Annotated in this window: 15 protein-coding genes, 5 pseudogenes and 1 other annotated feature; of the genes and pseudogenes, 13 read left to right on the top strand and 7 right to left on the bottom strand. The window is 64.5% G+C overall.

Translation table 11 applies throughout. The features are described from left to right. Positions 1–20: 20 nt before the first annotated feature. The 6 genes and pseudogenes from GR168_RS00630 to GR168_RS00655 all read right to left on the bottom strand — a co-directional run. Positions 21–368 (bottom strand): annotated as a pseudogene (locus tag GR168_RS00630) (integrase core domain-containing protein); the annotation flags it as partial. A 4-nt stretch (positions 369–372) separates the two neighbouring features. Next, positions 373–1,572: an IS30 family transposase gene (locus tag GR168_RS00635; protein WP_101819295.1), complete on the bottom strand. Its 1,200-nt coding sequence runs from the start codon at positions 1,570–1,572 to the stop codon at positions 373–375. Between the two features lie 169 nt (positions 1,573–1,741). Beyond that, positions 1,742–2,482, bottom strand: a complete 741-nt coding sequence (locus GR168_RS00640) for an IS3 family transposase (RefSeq protein ID WP_159369739.1) — start codon at positions 2,480–2,482, stop codon at positions 1,742–1,744. Next, positions 2,396–2,524, bottom strand: a sequence feature (AL1L pseudoknot). Its footprint overlaps the gene before it by 87 nt. Continuing rightward, positions 2,485–2,802 (bottom strand): transposase, encoded by a 318-nt coding sequence (locus GR168_RS00645; RefSeq protein WP_004022138.1) that lies wholly within the window; start codon positions 2,800–2,802, stop codon positions 2,485–2,487. It overlaps the preceding feature by 40 nt. Before the next feature lie 270 nt (positions 2,803–3,072). After that, positions 3,073–4,167, bottom strand: a complete 1,095-nt coding sequence (locus GR168_RS00650; RefSeq protein WP_004022072.1) for a hypothetical protein — start codon at positions 4,165–4,167, stop codon at positions 3,073–3,075. Next, entirely contained in the window at positions 4,164–5,462 is a 1,299-nt protein-coding gene (locus GR168_RS00655; protein WP_068970850.1) for an LLM class flavin-dependent oxidoreductase, read from the bottom strand. The genes GR168_RS00650 and GR168_RS00655 overlap by 4 nt, the downstream gene beginning before the upstream one ends. Positions 5,463–5,491: 29 nt before the next feature. On the opposite strand from GR168_RS00655, the pseudogene GR168_RS00660 reads away from it, so the two are divergent. From GR168_RS00660 to GR168_RS00695, 7 genes and pseudogenes are all read left to right on the top strand, one after another. After that, a pseudogene (locus tag GR168_RS00660) lies at positions 5,492–5,974 on the top strand (IS630 family transposase); the annotation flags it as partial. Between the two features lie 49 nt (positions 5,975–6,023). Next, positions 6,024–6,997: pseudogene (locus GR168_RS23805) on the top strand (IS3 family transposase); the annotation flags it as partial. A gap of 283 nt (positions 6,998–7,280) precedes the next feature. Further along, a complete protein-coding gene (locus GR168_RS00675; protein WP_101819295.1) occupies positions 7,281–8,480 on the top strand; it encodes an IS30 family transposase in 1,200 nt (399 codons plus the stop codon). A gap of 4 nt (positions 8,481–8,484) precedes the next feature. Then, positions 8,485–8,784, top strand: a pseudogene (locus tag GR168_RS00680) (integrase core domain-containing protein); the annotation flags it as partial. A 43-nt stretch (positions 8,785–8,827) separates the two neighbouring features. Next, positions 8,828–9,352: pseudogene (locus tag GR168_RS00685) on the top strand (IS630 family transposase); the annotation flags it as partial. A gap of 742 nt (positions 9,353–10,094) precedes the next feature. Further along, the gene (locus GR168_RS00690) at positions 10,095–11,534 is read left to right on the top strand and encodes a cytosine permease (protein WP_058253433.1); all 1,440 of its coding nucleotides are present in this window, start codon (positions 10,095–10,097) and stop codon (positions 11,532–11,534) included. Between the two features lie 123 nt (positions 11,535–11,657). Next, positions 11,658–12,617, top strand: a complete 960-nt coding sequence (locus GR168_RS00695; RefSeq protein ID WP_159369741.1) for a phosphotriesterase-related protein — start codon at positions 11,658–11,660, stop codon at positions 12,615–12,617. Here GR168_RS00695 and GR168_RS00700 read toward each other — a convergent pair. After that, positions 12,605–13,939, bottom strand: a complete 1,335-nt coding sequence (locus GR168_RS00700; protein WP_068972372.1) for a TetR/AcrR family transcriptional regulator — start codon at positions 13,937–13,939, stop codon at positions 12,605–12,607. The two genes, GR168_RS00695 and GR168_RS00700, sit on opposite strands and share 13 nt — an antisense overlap. A 647-nt stretch (positions 13,940–14,586) precedes the next feature. Here GR168_RS00700 and GR168_RS00705 point away from each other — a divergent pair. The 6 genes from GR168_RS00705 to GR168_RS00730 all read left to right on the top strand — a co-directional run bounded on the left by GR168_RS00705 (position 14,587) and on the right by GR168_RS00730 (position 21,758). After that, entirely contained in the window at positions 14,587–15,456 is an 870-nt protein-coding gene (locus GR168_RS00705) for a glycosyltransferase family 2 protein (protein ID WP_139115590.1), read from the top strand. A 3-nt stretch (positions 15,457–15,459) separates the two neighbouring features. Further along, positions 15,460–16,566, top strand: a complete 1,107-nt coding sequence (locus tag GR168_RS00710) for a glycosyltransferase family 4 protein (RefSeq protein ID WP_065631352.1) — start codon at positions 15,460–15,462, stop codon at positions 16,564–16,566. Further along, positions 16,563–17,597: an SDR family oxidoreductase gene (locus tag GR168_RS00715; protein ID WP_068972371.1), complete on the top strand. Its 1,035-nt coding sequence runs from the start codon at positions 16,563–16,565 to the stop codon at positions 17,595–17,597. The genes GR168_RS00710 and GR168_RS00715 overlap by 4 nt, the downstream gene beginning before the upstream one ends. After that, complete coding sequence (rfbF, locus tag GR168_RS00720) at positions 17,594–18,361, top strand: glucose-1-phosphate cytidylyltransferase (protein ID WP_065631350.1); 768 nt, start codon at positions 17,594–17,596, stop codon at positions 18,359–18,361. The genes GR168_RS00715 and rfbF overlap by 4 nt, the downstream gene beginning before the upstream one ends. Beyond that, positions 18,358–19,542, top strand: coding sequence for a DegT/DnrJ/EryC1/StrS family aminotransferase (locus GR168_RS00725; protein WP_139115589.1), 1,185 nt, complete (start codon positions 18,358–18,360; stop codon positions 19,540–19,542). Before rfbF ends, GR168_RS00725 begins: the two co-directional genes overlap by 4 nt. A 65-nt stretch (positions 19,543–19,607) precedes the next feature. After that, the gene (locus GR168_RS00730; RefSeq protein ID WP_139115588.1) at positions 19,608–21,758 is read left to right on the top strand and encodes a hypothetical protein; all 2,151 of its coding nucleotides are present in this window, start codon (positions 19,608–19,610) and stop codon (positions 21,756–21,758) included. The last annotated feature ends 42 nt before the right edge of the window (positions 21,759–21,800 follow it).

The following is a 21,800-nucleotide window of genomic DNA, read 5'->3' on the forward strand; positions in this document are numbered from 1 at the left end:
CGGGTTTGCTGGAGGCTCGGTTAGTTGGTTCCAGCGTTTGCGGGGACCGGGTTCTCACGGTAGCTGGTGACGGTGTGGGTCGACCAGTAGGCGCTCTCGTACTCGACGGGTGGGACGTGTCCGATCTCGCCGTGCAGGCGGCGGTGGTTGAACCATTCGACGTACTCAGCGACGGCGATCTCGACCTCGCCCACACCTGCCCAGCCGCCTCGCGGGCGCATCACGGGGTTACGGATGCATTCGGCTTTGAACAGCGAGTTGAACGCCTCAGCCATCGCGTTGTCGTATGAATCCCCTTTGGAGCCAACAGATGTCACCGCTTCGGCTTCGGCCAGTCGTTCGGTGTAGCGGATGGCTCGGTATTGGGCGCGTTCAATCGGTCGATGCAACACTGGGTTGTTGTAGCGAGTGTAGTTGTTCGCCAAAGACTTCGGCGGGAGTTTTCCATCCAAGGACTTTTCTAGGACGGTTGTTGAGGGTGTAGGCGATGGCCTCGAGGTCCTCAGCTGACCACCGCGACAGATCAGTTCCCTTAGGAAAATATTGGCGCAGAACACCATTGGTGTTCTCGTTGGATGGTCGCTGCCACGGTGAGTGCGGATCGGCGAAGAACACCTGCGTTCCGGTGTCCATCGCGAACTGGGCGTGAGCGGACAGTTCCTTGCCGCGATCCCACGTCAACGTTTTGCGCAACTGCTGCGGCAGCGCGGCGATCGACGCTGTCAGTCCTGCATTCATCGCGATGGCACCGTAGCCACCGAGTGCGGGCCCGTTCTTCACAGGCGGCTGCTCACCCCAGCCCTGCTGGCGTGGCAGATGCACCAGAAGTGTTGCACGACTACGACGTTCAACGATCGTGCCGATCGCCGATCTCCCAGTTCCGATAATCAGATCACCCTCCCAGTGCCCGGGGACGGCACGGTCCTCGGCCTCGGCAGGGCGCTGACTGAACACGACATCGGAGGTGACGTGACCCTGCGGCTTGTTGCGCGAGCGGGCCCGCGGCTCCCTCAGTGCACGTCCGGTGCGCAGGCACGCGACCAGCTCACGTTTGAGCGCGCCGCGGCCCTCGATGAACAGGGACTGGTAGATCGCCTCGTGACTGATACGCATGGATTCATCATCGGGGAAGTCGACCTTCAAACGCTGGGAGATCTGCTCTGGACTCCACGCCAGCGACCACCGCCGGTTGGCCCGGTGCGGTTTGTTAAGCCCCTTCCATGGCGGTGGCGTGGGGCCCGCAGCGATCGTGCCATCGGGACGGCGGACAACGCCGGCCAGGCGGTCCTGTACGTACTCCCGCAACTCGACGTGGGCCACGAGCTTCGCTGTTTTCGGGCGCTTGGCGGCCTGCTGGGCTTTCCACTGCGCCACCAACGCCCGATACTCGAGCTTCCCGCTCCTGGTTGCGGCGTTGCGCCGTAGCTCACGCGAGATCGTGGCCGGACTCCGCCCGATCCACCGTGCGATCTCACGCACCCCACGATCCTGGGCGCGTAGCAGCGCGATCTCTTCCCGTTCGGCGAAGGATAGATAGCGGCCCGAAGGCTCATCCAGACTCAGCGGCCTCATGCCGCCAGCGTGGCGGAACCAGCGTGTACCCACCGGCACCGACACACCGACAGCGATCGATGCCTGTGCCGTGCTCACCCCCGTCGCGACCACCCGCCAAAACTCACGTTGCACCTGCCGCGACGGCTCCGGCCGCCCCGGCGATCGCATCGCCGGCCGAAGTGCACGATCAGCACGCCACTGCCGACGAACACCTACCGCCACATCGCTGGTCCTCCGACTCCAGTCCGCCGTAGCCACCGCAAACACCTCCATGATCATGGTGTTGCGACGACCAGTTGAATCCGCCTTGCACTCCGCGGTCGGAGTGGTGGATCAGCCCGGCCACGTCGTGGCCGGCACGCGACCGTGCCCACAATCCCATGTTCAGGGCGTCGAGGGCGAGGTCGGTGTGCATGGTGGTCGAGACCTGCCAGCCGACGACCATCCGCGAGAACACGTCCAGGACGAACGCCGCGTACACCCAGCCCGAGTGGGTGCGGATGTAGGTCAGGTCCGCCACCCACAACGCGTTCGGTGCCGCCGCGGTGAACTGACGGTTGACCCGGTCAGCCGGCCGGGGTGTTTCAGCTCCCTCGCTGCGCGTGGTCTTGCGTGTCTTGAGTCTCGCTATCCCTTGCAGCCCATCGGCTTTCATCAATCGCTCGACGGTGCAGCGGGCAGCACTATGGCCCTGTCTGCGCAATTGGGCATGCACCTTGCGGGCACCGTAGACGCCGAGGTTGTCGGCATGCACCGCGCGGACCTGGGTAAGGAGCTCCCGGTCACGCACCACACGAGGCGCCTCGGTCTTCTGGGGGCTCAGGTGGGCTCGTACCGTGGACGGAGCGATCTGGGCGGACGTATCGCGCAATGCCGCACAGATCGGATCGACTCCGTGTTCATCGCGGTGAGCCGCGACGAACACCACGATCAGCGCTGTGGGCGGTCGATCTCCGCCGCAAAGAAAGCCGAAGCCTGCTTCAAGATCGTGTTCGCTCGCCGCAGTTCACGGTTCTCCCGCTCCAACGCCGCGATGCGGTCAGCGTCCTCACTCGTGGTGCCCGGGCGGACCCCGCCGTCGATCTCGGCCTGACGAACCCAATTGCGCAACGCCTCGGGATGGACTCCGAGCTGATCGGCGATCCGCTTGATCGCACCTCTCGACGAATCGGGATCTCGTCGCGCTTCACATGCCATCCGGGTGGCCCGGTCCTTGAGTTCCTCACTGTACTTGCGTGGTGCTGCCATGCTCTCCATCCTTCACAGGTTCGAGAGCCTCCGACAGACCCGGGGCGGTTCAGACCGTCGGCCAATCTGCGCCCCAACCACCGTGCTCCTCGGGTACCGCGAGCGCCAGCAGACCACTTAGGCGTAAGTCCTCTTTCTCACGGGTGGCTGGCCCCCCATCGCGATCCCGTTCGACGATTCCCTCCCGCCAGCTTGCAGCAAGGTCTCGAGCCACCGCGAGAGGATCGCCCGCCCGCCGGTCGGTGGCCGCCGCCGTGTCGTCGGTGACTGTCATTCGTATTCTCCAATCGCTGATGTGCCGGCCGCGCATGTACGCAGGCTCGTCTGCAGAAATTCCGGGGCCGACCAATCAGTCAGGTCGATCGCCTTATCCACCAGATCGTGGTCGACCAGGTACCGCTGTGTCGCAGCAAGGACAGTGAGCGCATCGTGGTCGAGGGTGGGTACTAAGTTGTCGGTGAAGTGCTCGCCGAAACCGCGTGTCACCGCAGTCTCGCTAACACCGAGGTTGCGGGCATGAATCGCGACTGTCTCGGTCAGATGATCGCGCGCCCAGGAGCCTGCCCGGACCACCGTATCCACCAGATGCTGCACGAGTGACGGGTTCTTATCGACGAGTTGCGCGCTGATTGTCCAAACGCTGGCGTAGTGGCTTGTCCTGTCCAAGCTCAGGTCACGCAGCGGTCTAACACCGGTGAGGTCTTCGAACTCCGCGGACCACGGAAGCCAGCTGAATAGCGCATCGACCGTCCCCCCGGCAAAGACTTGTGCCTGATGGGCCCCGACGGCGGGAAAGAGGTCCGAACCGTTCACTGATGCCGATGCGCTGAGTCGGTCCTGCGGTAAGTCGACTCCCGCCGTCTCAATGGGTACGAGCTCGATATCGTTTACTGTTACGCCGGAGTGACGAAGGGTGTGCTGCAGGGCTCGCGCCTCCCAAGTGCCCAGTGCGACGAGAGTCTGGCGCCACGGGTCGAGCTGTCGGTAGTCACCAAGGTCGCCGCGCAGGATCCGGATTGCCGATGCGGATACGCCGACACGATGCCCCGCCAGTTGCTCCGGTGCGGTCAGGGTGGGGTCGGCCGCGTAAAAGCCCAGCTTTCCCTCGAACAGGGTGACGCCCAGGAGGCGTGTGCGACCCGGTGCACGCAGGCCCTCACTCACCAACGGCGGGATCTCTCCGCCGAATCGGGTGTAAGCGGGATGATCGTAGGTGAAGTGCAAGGAGCCCAGCGGCCCTCCCAGCACGTCCAGATTGATGCCAGCCTCGGCGAGCAACTGCGACTCGCGGCCAACCAGCAGGGCGTTGGGAACAGGGCAGTTGCTGTACGCGAGGGTGTGGACCGCTGAGCTGGTGTCGGTCACAGCGCCGCCGCCCCGCTTGGCAGTTCCAGGCCGAGGTGGTCGCGCAGCGTTGATCCCTCATACTCGTCGCGGAATACCCCACGTTCTTGCAACAGCGGCACCACCTGGTCGACAAAGTCCTCGTAAACGCCGGGCAGATAGGCGGCGGAGATGATGAACCCATCAGCCGCTCTCGCATCGAAGTACTCGACCAGTCTGTCGGCGATCTGGGTGGGCGTTCCTCCCCACTGCGGGACAAAACCCACGTTCGTGCCATAACGCTTTCCAAGGTCGGCCAGTGTCAGATCCTCGCCGTCGCTCGCAACCGTGGAGAACATGTGGAGCATGGTGGGGATGTGCGCGTCCCCCAAGCTCGCGACGATGTCGGAGTACTTCGCGTCTAGGGGGAAGGCGGACAAGTCGATTCCACTATGACTCGACAACGTCGACAGACCGACCTCGGGGTGGACGAGACCGTTGATGTATTCGAGGCGATCGCGTGCGATCGCCTCGGTCTCCCCAAGTATGGGCATGACAGCTGTGAAAACCTTCGTGGCGTCGGGGTTGCGACCCGCGGCACTCACTTGCCCCTTGATGTCCTGGTACGTGCGCTGCATCATCTCCAGCGTCGGCGAGATGCTGAACACGGCGTCGGCCCACTGGCCCGCGAAACGTCTACCGCGAGGCGACAATCCGGCCTGGAGGAGTACTGGCTCGCGCTGACTTGAAGGGGGGATTTGCAGGGGGCCGCGCACGTCGAACCAGTCACCACGGTGATCGACGTAATGAACTTTCTTAGGATCAGCGAACCGGCCGCAGATCTTGTCCAACAGCAGCGCATCATCGTCCCACGAGTTCCACAGCTTACGTACGACCTCGACGAACTCGTCCGCGCGGTCGTAACGGGTGTCGTGTTCAAGATGAGCATCGATTCCGAAGTTCTTTGCCTCTGAATCGTTCAGCGATGTCACGATGTTCCACGACACCCGCCCGTCGGACAGGTTATCCAGCGTTGCCAGGATACGGGCGACGTGAAACGGCGGGTAATACGTGGTGGAGATGGTGGCTCCAAGTCCCAACCGGTCGGTCACGGCGGCCATCGTCGCCACCACCGTGGCGGGCTCGAGTGCGATCGCGCCCTGGCCGCCCAGTCCGACGCCTGTTTGCAGATCATGGCCGTAGCTGTCCTCGACTGCGAGAGCATCCGGAAGGAAAAGAAGATCAAACTTTCCGCGTTCAAGGGTCTGAGCGATCTTCTTATAGTATGCACCGGAAAGAAAATCGTTAGTTGCTGCGGATCTAGTGTCCTGAGTCATTAATTTCCGTTCGGTTGTTAGGCTAGGGAATGGCAACCCGGGGTCCGCGAGCAGTGGATATTGTTCTGACTGATGACGAGCGCCGTGAGCTCGAAGGGTGGGCGCGTCGGCGAACGACGGCCTCGGGTTTGGCGATGCGCTCACGAATCGTTCTCGCCGCCGCTGATGGCGGTTCGAATACTGAAGTGGCACAACGACTCGGCCTCAATCGCAGTACCGTGCGGCGCTGGCGAGGCCGGTTCGTCGAGCACCGCTGCGAGGGGTTGCTCGACGAACCCCGGCCTGGGCGACCTCGCACCGTCGACGACGAGCAGATCAAAAACTTGATCACCGCGACTCTCGAGACCACTCCGAAGAATGCGACACACTGGTCGACGCGGGCGATGGCCGAGCATCTCGACATGTCACAGTCAACCGTGTCGCGTGTGTGGCGGGCGTTCGGATTGGCTCCGCACAAACAGGATTCGTGGAAGCTGTCGAGAGATCCCTTGTTCACCGAGAAGGTCCGTGAATCACCCCTGGTTTGATGCCGCTTCCTTCTGAGTCAGGAAGGATGAGCACATGCCTAAGAAGATCGATCCGGAGGTCCGTTCGAGGGCCTTGCGTTTGCTGGAGGCGCACGGCGGCGAGTACACGTCGTTGACTGCCGCGGCAGAGGCGATCGCCAAGCAGGTCGGTGTCGGTGGGGAGACGGTACGTCGGTGGGCCGTGCAGGCCCAGGTCGATGCCGGCGCCCGGTCGGGGACCACGTCGAAGGAGTTCGCTGAGATCAAGCGACTCAAGGCGGAGAACAAGCAATTGCGAGAGGACGTTGCCATTTTGAAAGCGGCGACGACTTTCTTCGCGGGGGAACTCGACCGCCGCAACCGATGATCGTGGCGTTCATAGATCAGATGCGCGCCAACGGTTTTGCGGTCGAGTCGATCTGTCGGGTCTTGCGTGAGCAGGGCTGCATGATTGCCGCACGAACCTACCGGGCATCGCGAACACGCACGCCTGCCGCTCGGACCGTCTCCGATGCCCACGTCGTCGATGCGGTGCGCACCGTGGTCTGGCGCACCGATGACGACGGCCGGCGGAAGATGACTCCGGAGGGCCTCTACGGGCGGGTGAAGATGCGCGCCCATCTGCATCGGACAACACTGCCCGGGGTGTCCTATGGCGCCGTTGATCGAGCGATGAAAGTGCTAGGCCACAACGGGATTCGAAGGTCCAAGGGAGTCCGTACGACCGTGCGGTCCGCTGATGGTGTACGTGCGGAGGATCTGGTGAATCGACAGTTCAGTGCCGTCGAGCCGAACCGGGTGTGGGTGACCGATTTCACCTACTGCCGGACGTGGGCGGGGTGGGTGTACGTGGTGTTCATCATCGACGTGTTCTCACGTCGGATCGTGGCGTGGCACGCCTCGACGTCGAAGACGGTGGAGCTGGTGACGGTCCCGCTTCGGATGGCGCTGTGGCAGCGGAAACGAGAGGGTCATCCGGTGAAAGCTGCTGAGCTGATTCATCATTCGGATGCTGGAAGTCAGGGCGGATTCAACTGGTCGTCGCAACACCATGATCATGGAGGTGTTTGCGGTGGCTACGGCGGACTGGAGTCGGAGGACCAGCGATGTGGCGGTAGGTGTTCGTCGGCAGTGGCGTGCTGATCGTGCACTTCGGCCGGCGATGCGATCGCCGGGGCGGCCGGAGCCGTCGCGGCAGGTGCAACGTGAGTTTTGGCGGGTGGTCGCGACGGGGGTGAGCACGGCACAGGCATCGATCGCTGTCGGTGTGTCGGTGCCGGTGGGTACACGCTGGTTCCGCCACGCTGGCGGCATGAGGCCGCTGAGTCTGGATGAGCCTTCGGGCCGCTATCTATCCTTCGCCGAACGGGAAGAGATCGCGCTGCTACGCGCCCAGGATCGTGGGGTGCGTGAGATCGCACGGTGGATCGGGCGGAGTCCGGCCACGATCTCGCGTGAGCTACGGCGCAACGCCGCAACCAGGAGCGGGAAGCTCGAGTATCGGGCGTTGGTGGCGCAGTGGAAAGCCCAGCAGGCCGCCAAGCGCCCGAAAACAGCGAAGCTCGTGGCCCACGTCGAGTTGCGGGAGTACGTACAGGACCGCCTGGCCGGCGTTGTCCGCCGTCCCGATGGCACGATCGCTGCGGGCCCCACGCCACCGCCATGGAAGGGGCTTAACAAACCGCACCGGGCCAACCGGCGGTGGTCGCTGGCGTGGAGTCCAGAGCAGATCTCCCAGCGTTTGAAGGTCGACTTCCCCGATGATGAATCCATGCGTATCAGTCACGAGGCGATCTACCAGTCCCTGTTCATCGAGGGCCGCGGCGCGCTCAAACGTGAGCTGGTCGCGTGCCTGCGCACCGGACGTGCACTGAGGGAGCCGCGGGCCCGCTCGCGCAACAAGCCGCAGGGTCACGTCACCTCCGATGTCGTGTTCAGTCAGCGCCCTGCCGAGGCCGAGGACCGTGCCGTCCCCGGGCACTGGGAGGGTGATCTGATTATCGGAACTGGGAGATCGGCGATCGGCACGATCGTTGAACGTCGTAGTCGTGCAACACTTCTGGTGCATCTGCCACGCCAGCAGGGCTGGGGTGAGCAGCCGCCTGTGAAGAACGGGCCCGCACTCGGTGGCTACGGTGCCATCGCGATGAATGCAGGACTGACAGCGTCGATCGCCGCGCTGCCGCAGCAGTTGCGCAAAACGTTGACGTGGGATCGCGGCAAGGAACTGTCCGCTCACGCCCAGTTCGCGATGGACACCGGAACGCAGGTGTTCTTCGCCGATCCGCACTCACCGTGGCAGCGACCATCCAACGAGAACACCAATGGTGTTCTGCGCCAATATTTTCCTAAGGGAACTGATCTGTCGCGGTGGTCAGCTGAGGACCTCGAGGCCATCGCCTACACCCTCAACAACCGTCCTAGAAAAGTCCTTGGATGGAAAACTCCCGCCGAAGTCTTTGGCGAACAACTACACTCGCTACAACAACCCAGTGTTGCATCGACCGATTGAACGCGCCCAGTACACATCGGTTACACTGACTGAGCGGCTGCGGCTCGAAGACATCGCCGCGTCGATCGGGTCGGTCGGAGACGCCTACGACAACGCTCTGGCCGAGTCGGTGAACGGGCTGTACAAGACCGAGTGCATCCGGACCACGATCTTCCACTCCGGCCCGTACCGGACGATCTCCGACGTCGAGTTCGCGACCGCTGGTTGGGTCGACTGGTACAACAACAGCAGGCTGCACTCGAGTATCGGCCAGATTCCCCCGACCGAGTTCGAAACGCTCCACTACGCTGGCCTCGGCCCCGAGGACCAGCCCACACTGGAGGCGGCACAAAACCCTAGGGTGATTCACCCAGCCGATCTTTCCCATGCTCCCGGGCACCCCGCAACGGGCCAGCCACGACTATGTGCGCAACGGCACCTCCAGTCTGTACGCGGCGTTGGACATCGCGTCGGGAAAAGTGATCGGTTCGCTTCACTCACGGCATCGGGCAACAGAATTCATCGGGTTTCTCCGCAAGATCGACGCCGAGGTGCCCGACGAGCTCGACGTCCACCTGGTCATGGACAACGCCTCTACCCACAAGACGCCCGCGGTCAAACGATGGCTGACCTCGCACCCACGATTCGTTGTCCACTTCACCCCGACGAGCTCATCCTGGATGAACCTCGTCGAACGCTGGTTCGCCGAACTGACCACCAAGAAGCTCCAACGCTCCACCCACCGCACCGTGAGAGCGCTCAACGCCGACATCAGAGCATGGATCGAGACCTGGAACGACAACCCCCGCCCCTACGTGTGGGTCAAGACCGCTGACCAGATCCTCGACTCCATCGCCCACTACTGCACACGAATTAATGACTCAGAACACTAGCGGGAATTATGTCATAACGTAGGTTATCGGCGAATCTTGGAGAAAATCAGGTCATTTCGTCATGAATGACGAAACTGTGGAGCAATCACGAACCGTTCGGCCGTCGAGGCGTTCTCCAAGCTGATCCTGCGGAACGAGTACACCCTCTCCGACGTCGAGAAGGTCATCGCCGGGGACACCGATGCCGTCGACGTGCCACCCGACTAGACCCCGTCCAGCGGTGGGCCGCGACCTCTCACGGTCGCGGCCCAGCGCCCCGGCCCCGCTCACACCCGCCACCTCGAGGAACCATCGTGACCATCACCGCCGAACTTTTCCCCCGCTGCGCCCTGCCCGGCTGCGCGATCCCCACCGACACCCAGGGCCACCCCTGCAGACAATGCCGCCGTGACCTCGGAACCCTCGTGCGCCACAACCCCGGCGGCCGCCGACGCCCAAACCGGCCGCGACCACGACGTCGCCCTGGCCTACCGGGCTTAAGAACAGCTACGCATCGCCGACGCCGCCGAACAACGCATCGCCCTCCAGATCGGTCAGCGCGAGAAGCCCGGACAGTCCAGTTGGCTGTGCGAGAAACGCCGAAGGTGTGACATTCTGTCCGTTCCGTACCCGAGGAGTGCGAACGTTCTGTAGGTATCGCGCGACGGGCGGTGCGACCACCATGGATGCACTGCGCATCGTCGCGCGCCATGCCCGAACGCACCCCGCCCAATCGGGGGCCGACACTTCCTGGACGGACTCCATGACCGCACTCGACGCCGCGACCCCGTCGGCACCCGGACCGGGCCATTCGGGCCCGCAGGCCGAGGCCGAACTCGAACTGATCCCCGAGTCCGCGAAGACCCATGACGTGCGCGGACAGTTCTGGATCTGGGCCGGTGCGAACATCGCGCCGATCAACTGGGTGCTGGGTGCACTCGGCGTCACGATGGGCCTCGGGCTGTGGGAGACGGTGGCGGTCCTCGTCGTCGGCAATGCCATCGGCATGACCATCTTCGGCGTCTTCGTCGTCATCGGTCAGCGCACCGGGGTCACCGGAATGGTGCTGTCGCGAGCCGTCTTCGGACGCCGCGGCGCCTACGTTCCCGCCGCCGTCCAGGCCCTGGTCTGCATGGGCTGGTGCGCGGTCAACACCTGGATCGTTCTCGACTTGGTGATGGCGCTGCTCGGCGAGATGGGACTCGTCGACCCGGACCTCGACAACAACGCCGCACGGATCGTCGTGGCCGCGGTCATCATGGGGATGCAGGTGACGATCGCGTGGTTCGGGTACCGGGTGATCTCCGCGTTCGAACGATGGACGGTGCCTCCGACGGTCGCGATCCTGCTCGTCATGACCGTCGTCGCGTGGGTCGGCCTCGACGTCGACTGGGGACAGACGACCGCTCCGGAGCTCACGGGATCGGCCCACATCGGCGCGATCACGGCGGTGATGACCGCGATCGGCATCGGCTGGGGTCTGACGTGGATCGGTTACGCCGGCGACTACTCGCGCTTCGTGTCCCGGGACGTCCCGTCGCGCAGGCTGTTTCTCGCCAGTGCACTCGGGCAGTTCATCCCGGTCGTCTGGCTCGGAGTGCTGGGTGCGTCCCTGGCGACATTGAGCGACTCCGCCGACCCGGGTGAGATCATCGTCGACGCCTACGGCGTTCTCGCACTGCCGGTTCTGTTGCTGGTGATCCACGGACCGCTCGCGACCAACATCCTCAACATCTACACGTGCACGGTGTCGACGCAGGCGCTCGACATCCGCGTCGACCGGCGCGTGCTGAACCTGATCATCGGCGTCGTGGCGATGGCGGTCGTCGTCTACTTCGTGCTCAATAGCGACTTCGCGACCACCATCGACTTCTGGCTGGTGTCGATCGTCGGCTGGTTGAGCCCTTGGGGCAGCGTTGTTCTCGTGCACTGGTTCCTGATCGCGCGGCAACAGATCGACGCCGAGAGTCTGTTCGCCACACCGGCGGACAGCGTCCTGCCGATGGTCCGGCCGACCGCCCTCGTCGCACTCGCTCTCGGTGTCACCGCGACCTGGATGTTCATGTACGGGATGCTGCCGGCACTGCAGGGGCCGGTTGCGGTCGCACTGGGCGGGATCGACCTGTCGTGGCTCGCCGGGGCAGTCGTTGCCGGCACCTCCTACTGGACCATGGAGAAACTCACCGCGCCACGCGCTGCCTGAAGCCCGTCCCGCCAGAGCCGTGGCGGTCGGCGGCGACGACGGGCGAAAGCCGCCTGCCGCATCAGGTCGTCGACTAGGGTTCGGCGCAGTGGAGGCAACGCGGCCTCCTGGTGAGGAGGTTCCATGGCCACCGTCCACACCGCGACCGGCCCGATCGATTCCGCAGACCTCGGAAACGTGTTGGTGCACGAGCATGTGTTCGTCCTCGGCGAGGAGTTCCGGCAGAACTACCAGGATGACTGGGACGAGGACGACAAGGTCGCCGAAGCGGTCCGCGACCTGACCGAACTGAAGGAGCTCGGGATCGACACGATCCTGGACCCGACGGTTCTCGGTCTCGGCCGGTACATCCCACGCATCCAACGGATCGCCGAACAAATCGACCTCAACATCGTCGTGGCGACCGGCCTCTACACCTACAACGACATCCCGTTCCAGTTCCACTATGCCGGACCGGGAATGCTGTTCGACGTCCCGGAACCGTTGGTCACCCTGTTCACGAAGGACCTGACCGAGGGGATCGCGGACACCGGTGTGCGAGCGGCCTTCCTGAAGTGCGCCATCGAATCACAAGGATTGACACCGGGAGTTGAGCGCGTGATGCGCGCGGTGGGACAGACGAGCGCCCAGACGGGGGCGCCCATCACCGTCCACACCGATCCGCACAGTCAGTCGGGTCTGGTCGCCCAGCGGGTCCTCGCCGAGGAGGGAGCCGACCTGACGAAGGTGGTCATCGGCCACTCCGGTGACAGCGTCGACCTCGACTACCTGATGAAGCTCGCCGACGCCGGTTCCATCCTCGGCATGGATCGTTTCGGGCTCGACCTCCTCCTGCCATTCGACGAACGGGTGAACACCGTCGCCGAACTGTGCAAGCGCGGCTATGCCGACCGCATGGCCCTCGCGCACGACGCCGCCTGCTTCATCGACTGGTTCGACCACGAGGCCAAGAAGCAAGCACTCCCGAAGTGGAACTACCGGCACGTCAGTGAAGAGGTATTGCCCGCCCTGCGCGAACGCGGGGTGAGCGAGGCCGACATCACGACCATGCTCGTCGACGTGCCGCGCCGCTACTTCGAGTAGGGCCGCGATGCACGGACCACTTGGCTTCGCGGAATGTCCGCGAGCCGGCGCGGACTCAGGCCCTGGGTACCGGGACCGCCACAGAGTTCGACCGGGCTCAGGATGGCGGATGCCAGCGCGCGGAACTCGCCTTCGATGCCCGGCCGCGAGCGGAGCTCTGGCGACGAGATGACCTGGTAGACGAATCCGGCAAGTGCCTGCGTGAGCGCGTTGGCATCGGCGTGCGCCAGGGTCGGTGAACGGGCCAGGATCGCGGCAGTCCACTCAGCGGTGTAGTCCGACGCGGTCCGGCGAAGTGAGACCTGGTCTGCTTCCGGCAGATACACGATGTCCTGGAGGGCGATGACCAACACTCGACCGTTCGGGCCGAGCGAGTAGTCGAGGAACACACCTACGAGGACGTCCAGCGCTTCAACCGCCGAGGACTCCGCCAGTGCGTCGACGGATATCCAGTGCAGATTCTCGAGACCTCGACGCATGATGGTCATCAAGATGTCGGTCTTTCCCGCGTACTCCTGGTAGACCGTCGCCGGCGACACATCCGCTTCGGCGGCGATCTCGTGGATTCGGACGTTGGGAAATCCGCGCGCGAAGAACATCCGGGTCGCGGCGGCGAGTATCCGATCACGCCGCGCAGCGGGCCGTCGGCTGGATCCATCGGCGAACCGCGCGCGGGACTGTGCCCCGCGGGGAAGCGGACAGCTCAGGATCGAGTCCACGACCGCCCGCTGGATCTGCGTGAGCCGTCGTGGGGTGAGCGAACCCCGCATCGCCGCGGTGCTCGAGAACACGCTGACCGCCGCGGTCGCGAGGAGTTTCGCGGTCTGGGCGTCGATGCCGGCCTCGGTGGTGTCGAACTTCGACGCCAATGCGTCGATCAGCGTGCGGTGGTGCGCGTCCATGTCGTCGAGATCGGATCGGTGCAGATGGCGTCGCTCGCGGGTCCACAGTGTCGAGACGTCGCCATGCGCCGCCCTGGTCGCAAGCAGGTCGAAGAACACGCCGAGCTGTTCCGCCGGCGATTCGCTGCGCTCCTCGGCTTGGGTCAGGAGTGCGCGTACCCCCTCCACCTGCGTCGCCAGCGCTCTCGCCAGAATGTCCTGCTTGGACGGAAAGTACCGGTACACCGCCGGCCCGGTCAGTCCGACGGCGGCGCCGATCTCCTCGACGCTCACATTCCGGTAGCCGGAGTCCTGAAAGAGCGCGGTCGCTTCCGCGATGAGTTGCTCGACCCGCGGTTCCAGGGGTCGCCCCGGCTTCTCGTCTCGAGGCGCGGAGATCGGCGCCGACCGTGACGGGGACGGAGGTGTGGGTGAGTTCATCGCGCGCCGGCAGCCTCTCCTGCTCGTGTCTGACGACCTCAGGGGTCACTTTTCATTCGTTGGAGCCCGCCGGATGGATCCCAACAGTGCCGCGTATCACACTCGCGAATCTGAGATCGAAACCGAACGACTCTTGCCACGCGGCGGTAGGCGTATGTCTCCGGCTCGGGGCCGCAGACCGCGGTCGTCGGACGACGCTCCGGCCCCACGCCGAGCGTCGTGGGTCGACGATGCAGCGTGTGTAACGGAGACTCACTGAATCCTCCGTCAGCGTGTGACCGCTGGCCGCTGTGCTGGGCTTTCATTACGCATTCGCGCCCAGATGACATCGCGTTACCGCGTGTATCGGCCATTAACCCTGGATCCGCATTCAGGCCCGAGAAGACGGCTGACCGTACCGCCCGGTACGTGGTCGGGGTTCGAGTTCGGTTGCGCCACCCGCGTTCCGAGTTCGGGATTCGTTCGCCCAGCGAAGCTTCGCAGGCTCGCCGTATGCCTCCCCTTCTCGCCCATCCTCTGCTAGTGTCCGAAACGGGTCGTCGGGGAGGACGGCCTCTCTTCATCTCAGACACGCACACGCTCGACTCGTTCAGTCGATGCTTCCGGGGGGAAGTCTCGTACACACGTGTGGTTGGACCGTGCGCGGGATTGGACAAGTGATCGAATTGACCGGCCAGAACAACGGGACCGCAACTGTTGCGGCGCAACCAACAGATGCCCAGCATCGACTCAGCAATGGATCATTCGTTGGGTACCGAGATCTCGGCCCGACGACATCCACGGTGAGCCTCATCATTCCGGTCCGCAATGAAGCACGGAACATCGGGTGGGTGTTGGAACAGATCCCCAAGCGGATCGACGAGATCATCCTCATCGACGGAAACTCCACCGACGCAACACTCATCACCGCGCGGAGTTACCGCCCCGACATCAAGATCGTGCAACAGAGCGGACCCGGCAAGGGCAGTGCGTTGCGTACCGGTTTCGCCGCCGCGACGTCCGACATGATCGTCATGATGGACGCCGATGGCAGTATGGCTCCGCAGGAGATCACGCATTTCCTGCACTTCCTCGAGAACGGTTACGACTTCGTCAAGGGGTCGAGGTTCATGGGCGGGGGCGGGTCACTCGACATCACCCGGTTCCGGCGGTTGGGCAACTACGGGTTGCTCGCGTTCTTCAACAGCTTGTACCGAACCGAGCTGACCGATCTGTGTTACGGCTTCTGCGCTTTCCATCGGCGATACCTGGATCTTCTGGATCTGCAGGCGACCGGCTTCGAGATCGAGGCCGAGATGACTGTCCGCGCGGTGCAGGCCGGCCTGCGGATCGCCGAGGTTCCGAGCCTGGAAATGCCGCGTCGCACAGGTAATTCCAATCTCAACGCGATCTCCGACGGCCGACGGGTGCTGCGCACCGTGTGGCAGGCGCGAGGTGGCAGGCGGCCGGCGACGATACGTCCTGATGACAATCATCGAGGCGCCGCCCAGGTCTCCTCGGGTCACCCGGCCGGCTGAGCCGTGACCTCCGTCAAGGTCGACGACGCCGGTGAGCGGCGTGGTCGGATCGTGGTGATGACGGATCGGATGAGTCCCGGCGGGGTGAGTCATTTCATCCTGCAGGTCGCGACCCACTTCGCGGGCGAGGGACATCAGGTCGACGTGCTGTCGCTGGCGGCCGGTGAATGGGACCATCGGCTCGCCGATGCCGGCATCCGACGGCTTCGTCTCACGGACTCCGCAGCACTCCGCGCACTGCGATCCGCCGACGTGATCCATTGTCAGCAACGATTTCTCGGACTGATCGCCGCTGCGCTCGGGCGTGGTTCCCGCACAGTCGAACACGTACACAACGTGCTCACCGACCATCGCGGCCTGTCGTATCGCACGCAGCGGATCGTCGCGGTGTCGGGCGCCGTCCGGGCGTCACTACTCGCGAACTTCCCGCACGTGACTGCTGAGCGGGTCTCGGTCGTGCACAACGGAGTACGGAAGCTGGGCGCCACCATTGCGGCCTATGAAGACAGGCCATACGACCTCGTGAACGTCGCGCGGTTCGACGAGCAGAAGGACCCGCTGCTGTTCCTCGAACTGGTGAAGGAGCTCTCGGAACGGCGGGAGAGTCTTCGTTGCCTGTGGATCTCTCCCGGTACGGGACCGCTACAGGACGACTTCCTCCGAAGACGCCAGGAACTGCTCCTCGAGGACGTGGTCCAGATCAGCGTCGGGGACACCCACGCGCACACACGCGCACAGGTTGCCCGGTCCCGGATGTTCCTGCTCACATCGCGGTGGGAGGGCCTACCGCTGTCGGCGCTGGAGGCGCTGGCCAGCGGCACGCCGGTGGCGACAACCCCGTGCGGCGAGATCGCACACATCGTGAACGAGAGGTCGTGCGGTGTCGCCATCGACCCGCAGGCAGACGACCGTGCCGACCGGATCAACGACGTGCTGACCAATCGGACGTCATGGAATCGGCTCGCGCACAGAGCTTTCGCCGTAGCGGATGACTTCAGCGAAGTCCGCATGACGGAACAGATCAGACACATCTACGCCGGGATCGCCCCGGTATTCAGCAAGGTGCCCAGTCGGCACCTCGACAGCCAACGAACAGGAGGACGGGGATGAGGGTTCTCGTCACCGGACATCTCGGATACATCGGAGCCGAGTTGGTCCCCATGCTCGTCGACGCCGGACACGACGTCGTCGGGCTCGACACCGATTACTATCGGGACCGCGACTTCCGCACGGAACCGCTGCGCGTACCCACGCTCGACATGGACATCCGTGACGTCGAGCAGCGTCATCTGGCGGGGTTCGACGCCGTCGTACACCTGGCGGCACTGTCCAATGATCCGGTCAGCGAGCTGAACCCGGAGCTCACCTACGACATCAATCTCGATGCCAGCGTGGGCATCGCCCGAGCTGCGAAGGCGGCCGGCGTTGCCCGCTTCGTCTTCTCGTCGTCGTGCAGCCTCTACGGGGCGGGCGCGGAGGGTGCGCTCACCGAGGATGCCGAGATGGAGGCCGTCACTCCGTACGGCGAATCCAAAGTCCGCGCCGAACAAACGATCAGCGAGCTGGCCGACGACGCCTTCTGCCCCACCTTTCTCCGGAACGCCACCGCGTACGGGATCTCCCGTCGCCTCCGCACGGATGTCGTGGTGAACAACCTCGTCGGGCATGCGGTCACGTCCGGAAAGGTGCTGTTGATGAGCAATGGCGCCGCCTGGCGACCGCTCGTCCATGTCCGCGACATCTCGCACGCGATCGTCACGGTCCTGCAGGCGCCACCGGCGACCGTGCACAACGAGGTGTTCAACGTCGGTCGCAACAGCGACAACCATCAGATCCGGGATGTCGCGAAGATGGTCGCCGACATCGTGCCCGAGTGCGAGGTGGCCTTCGCCGACGACGTCGTCGTCGACATCCGGAACTACGTCGTCGACTTCACCAAGATCGAGACGTCGCTACCGGGCTATGCGCCGCAGTGGACCCTGGCCACCGGCATCGCGGAGATCCACGCCGCCTACGTCGACGCGGGCCTGAGCGCGGACCGGTTCAACGGAAACGACTTCGTCCGGCTGCGAGTCCTGCGCGAGCTCCTCGACGCCGACGTGCTCGACGCCGATCTGCGATGGACGGGTGATCGGTCATGAAAGCGGTGATCCTCGCAGGAGGCAGAGGCACCCGGATCAGTGAGGAGTCCGTCGACCGGCCGAAACCCATGGTCGAGATCGGCGGACGCCCGATCATCTGGCACATCATGCAGATCTACGCGGCCGCCGGCGTCACGGATTTCGTTGTGCTGCTGGGCTACAAGGGCTACATGATCAAAGAGTTCTTCGCCAACTACTTCCTGCACGCCAGCGATGTCACCGTGGATCTGGGCACCGGCGCGATCGAGAACCACTCGTCGAACGGTGTGCCGTGGCGCGTCACCCTCCTCGACACCGGTCTGGACACGATGACCGGCGGCCGCCTCCTGCGCGCTCGCGAACACATCGGCAACGAGACCTTCTCGTTCACTTACGGTGACGGTGTCGCCGACATCGACATCCGAAAGGTGCTGGCGCACCACGAGATGTCGGGCAGCATCGCGACGGTGACGGCCGTGCAACCACCCGGGCGGTTCGGCACGCTCGACGTCTCTTCGCCGCAGACCAGATTCGTCGAGAAGCCGGAAGGCAGCAGCGGCTGGATCAACGGCGGGTTCTTCGTCTCGTCGCCGAAGATCCTCGACTACATCGCCGGCGACGCCACCCTGCTGGAGAAGGAGCCGCTGGAGACCCTGTCCGCTGAGGGGCAGCTGTCGGCATACCAGCACGACGGATTCTGGCGCGGGATGGACACCATCTGGGACAAGGTCTTCCTCAATGATCTCTGGGATCGCGGAGAGGCGCCGTGGAGGTGCTGGTCATGACGACCTCGATGGAACGAGCCACCTCGACGGTGCCCGTCTACCGCCCCTACCTGGGCGAGGATGTCCAGCAGGCTGCAGTCGATGCCCTCGCGGCCGGATGGCTGGGCATGGGTGCACTCAGCAAGCAGTTCGAGGAGGAGGTCGGAACCTACCTCGGCGCATCCGAAAGAACTGTCGTGTCGACGAATTCGTGTACCGAAGCGCTTCATCTGGCGGCCCGGCTGATCGGACTCGGCCCGTCCGACGAAGTGATCTGTCCGTCGTTCACCTACGTGGCGGGTCATCAGGCGCTGACGCGGACCGGAGCCGAGGTGGTCTTCTGTGACGTCGAACCCCGGTACCTCAACATCGACCCGCAGCGTGTGCGCGAGCTGATCACGCCTCGCACCAAGGCGATTCTGGTGGTCGACTACCTCGGCTTCCCGTGCGACCTCGATGAGCTGATGACCATTGCGCGCGAGCACGATCTGCGGGTGATCGAGGACGCGGCGCACGCGTTCGGCAGCGTCCGGGCGGGTCGTCGTATCGGCTCACACGGCGACATCACATGTTTCAGCTTCGGACCGGTGAAGATGATCACGACGCTCGAGGGCGGGGCGATCGTCACCTCAGATCCTGCTGACCTGCAGGTGCTTCGGGAGCTTCGGCATCTCGGTATCGACTCCGACACCGACGCGCGATATCGGAACCAGCGCAACTGGGACTTCGACGTCGTGCGGCAGGGTTACCGGTGCCACCTCGGCTCGGTTCCCGCTGCGATCGGTCTGTCGCAACTGGCCAGGGTCGACGAATTCATCGCCAACCGCCAACGCTACTGTCGGTTCTATGATTCGGCATTCGCCGACATCCCCGGGCTCGAGCTGTTCGACACGGACTGGGCTGACATAGCACCGTACATCTATGTGATCAGGACCGGCGGTCGCGCCGAACGCGCCCAGTTGGTCGAACACCTCAAGTCCGCCGGAGTCGCCACCGGAATTCACTTCCAGGGTGCGCATGAGTTCAGTTTCTACCGGAACAGCCGACGCGGTGACCTGTCCGTGACCCAGGCCGCTGCCGACCGTGTTCTGACCCTTCCGCTGCACTCGTATATGAGCGACGCGGATCTCGACCGGGTCGTCTCCGCGGTGACATCCTTCTACCGTCCCGCCATCGGTTCGGGGCGGGCCACGGACGGATAGACGTGGTTCACCGACTCGAGGTCGCGATCGCGCGGGCGCTACCGAGCCCGCCGACTGCGCACTCGGTGCCTGACCGTGCACCGGCCGTCGTCGCCCTCCTGTCGATGACGGTGATCGCGGTCTCGACGCTGATGTGCGTTCTGACGGCATCCGGGGTGGCGGCGCTCTTGCCCGAGGGGCTCCGTGCCGTGGTGGTGGTGAGTGTGACCCTGGTTCTCCCCGGGTTACCGATCGCGGGGCTGTTCGGGTGGCCGTGCAACGGACTGCTGCCGAGCGTCGCCATCGCCTTGTCGTTGAGCACGACCGCCATCATCGGGCTGGCCTCGCTCCTCGCCGGCTTCTGGCATCCGCTGCTCGCGCAGGGGGTCATCCTCGTGATCGCTGCCGTCGCAACCGGTGTACTCATCAGAGCGCGATGCCCGCGTCCGTCGTCCGACCTGCGCGCGGGCGCGGGAGCGGCGGCGTCGGCGGTGATCACGTCGGTCCGGACGTTCGATCGGGTCACCGCGGCACTGCTGGTGGCCGCCTTCGTCCTCTTCCTGATCGCCGTCGCCCGACTGCATCCCGAGCAGGCAGGTGTGTACGGGCTCGTACCGGTTCTCGGGATCACCTACTTCATCGGATTGGCTGCGCTCTGCGTGGCCCTGTTCCGGGAGTATCGTCGACGCCGACTGCACCGGACGGGTCTCGCCGCGACCAACGTGATGCTCATCGTCTACATGAGCATGCCGGTCGCATGGTCCAGTGGCACACCGCCTTTCCCGACCGCCTATGTGCACCGGTTCCTGACCGATTGGTACTCCGAGCTCGGCGCGCTGCCGCCCGCGGTCGACGGCCGGATCAGCTGGAGTGGCTTCTTCGCGGGCGCGGCGCATGTGATGAGGACGGGTGGGCTCGACGACAGCACGGTCTTCCTCACCAGCGCGTCGCTGATCTTCGGAACTCTGCTGATGTTTCCCCTGTACGCACTCGGACACAGCGTGTCCGGAAGCGCGCGCGTCGGATGGGGGACCATCACCATCTACATTCTCTTCAACTGGTATCAGCAGGATTACTTTGCGCCCCAGGCGCTCGCGATGCAGTTGTACGTGACGATCGTGGCTGTGCTGATCTGGCAGCTGAGGGTCTCACCCCTCCCGCCCGTCGGCTTCTGGCGCGCATGGCGACGCGTGCCAGGACGACCACGTGGTCGTGGACCGGGATTCTCATACGCGGTCGAGGGAGTTGTGATCGTCCTCGTCGCCGCGATGGTGGTCAGTCACCAGTTGACCCCGATGGTGACCATTGCCGCCCTGGCGGGGCTCGCCCTCGTCGGGTCCACACGACACAAACTGCTCTGGCTGGCCGGACTGCTCCTGTTCAGTGCGTGGTTCACCTTCGGTGCGAGCGGGTATTGGCTGGGGCACCTCGATCAGATCCTGACCGAGATCGGCGACGTCACCGCGAGTGTCAGCTCCGGGCTGTCTGACAGAATCACCGGGGATCCGGTCTACGGTCGGATGCAGTACCTCAGGATCGGTGGCACCGCCCTGCTCCTCCTGGTGGCCACGATCGGCTGGTTCCGTCTCGGCAAGAGCCGATTCCGATCACCCCTCGCCGTCCTGTCCCTGGTCCCGTTCGCGCTCGTCGTGGTGCAGAGCTACGGCGGCGAGGTGCTCGTACGGTGCTTCCTGTATGCGTCACCCGCGCTGGCCGCACTGGCCGCGCTAGCCGTGGTCGGTGCGGCGCGTCGAATCCGCGGTCCCGCGCGCTTGCCCGCCACCGTGTTCGCGATCAGTGCGGTCGCAGTCACTCTCGTGGTCGCGGTGCTGGGGGTCTCCAATCGTGCGCTCAACACCTCGTTCGAGTACTCGCGGCCGGCCACCGTGCGGGTTTCCGACGAGCTGGTGGCCCAGGCGCCGTCGTCTGCGATCGCGTACTGGGGGCACGGCTCGACGATCGGACTGCCGCGGGCCTACGACATCGGGGCCTCGTGCATCGCCGAACAGCGCGAGTTGGCGGAATGCACTGCGGCTGAGGACATCGACTATCTGCTGGTATCCGAGGAGGACGAGAAGCTGTTGCAGTACCGGTACGGGATCAGCCCGGACGAGGTCGCCCGACAACTCGCGCTGATGGTGCAACGGGACGGTTTCGTCTCCGCCTACGACGACGGAGAGGTCCACGTGCTGAAGCGTCTGGGGGCGCCCGACATCGATCTGGAGACCGCGCCATGATCGCGACCGTCCTGCTGTTCGTCACGGCCGCAGCTCTTTTCG

Source organism: Gordonia sp. JH63, from assembly GCF_009856645.1.
Taxonomy (GTDB): domain Bacteria; phylum Actinomycetota; class Actinomycetes; order Mycobacteriales; family Mycobacteriaceae; genus Gordonia; species Gordonia hongkongensis.

Coding starts and splice junctions, on each gene's coding strand:
- GR168_RS00725 (WP_139115589.1), top strand. CDS start 18,358: ATGACGACCTCGATGGAACGAGCCACCTCGACGGTGCCCGTCTACCGC.
- GR168_RS00695 (WP_159369741.1), top strand. CDS start 11,658: ATGGCCACCGTCCACACCGCGACCGGCCCGATCGATTCCGCAGACCTC.
- GR168_RS00700 (WP_068972372.1), bottom strand. CDS start 13,939: ATGAACTCACCCACACCTCCGTCCCCGTCACGGTCGGCGCCGATCTCC.
- GR168_RS00715 (WP_068972371.1), top strand. CDS start 16,563: ATGAGGGTTCTCGTCACCGGACATCTCGGATACATCGGAGCCGAGTTG.
- GR168_RS00655 (WP_068970850.1), bottom strand. CDS start 5,462: ATGACTCAGGACACTAGATCCGCAGCAACTAACGATTTTCTTTCCGGT.
- rfbF (WP_065631350.1), top strand. CDS start 17,594: ATGAAAGCGGTGATCCTCGCAGGAGGCAGAGGCACCCGGATCAGTGAG.
- GR168_RS00635 (WP_101819295.1), bottom strand. CDS start 1,572: ATGAGGCCGCTGAGTCTGGATGAGCCTTCGGGCCGCTATCTATCCTTC.
- GR168_RS00690 (WP_058253433.1), top strand. CDS start 10,095: ATGACCGCACTCGACGCCGCGACCCCGTCGGCACCCGGACCGGGCCAT.
- GR168_RS00645 (WP_004022138.1), bottom strand. CDS start 2,802: ATGGCAGCACCACGCAAGTACAGTGAGGAACTCAAGGACCGGGCCACC.
- GR168_RS00675 (WP_101819295.1), top strand. CDS start 7,281: ATGAGGCCGCTGAGTCTGGATGAGCCTTCGGGCCGCTATCTATCCTTC.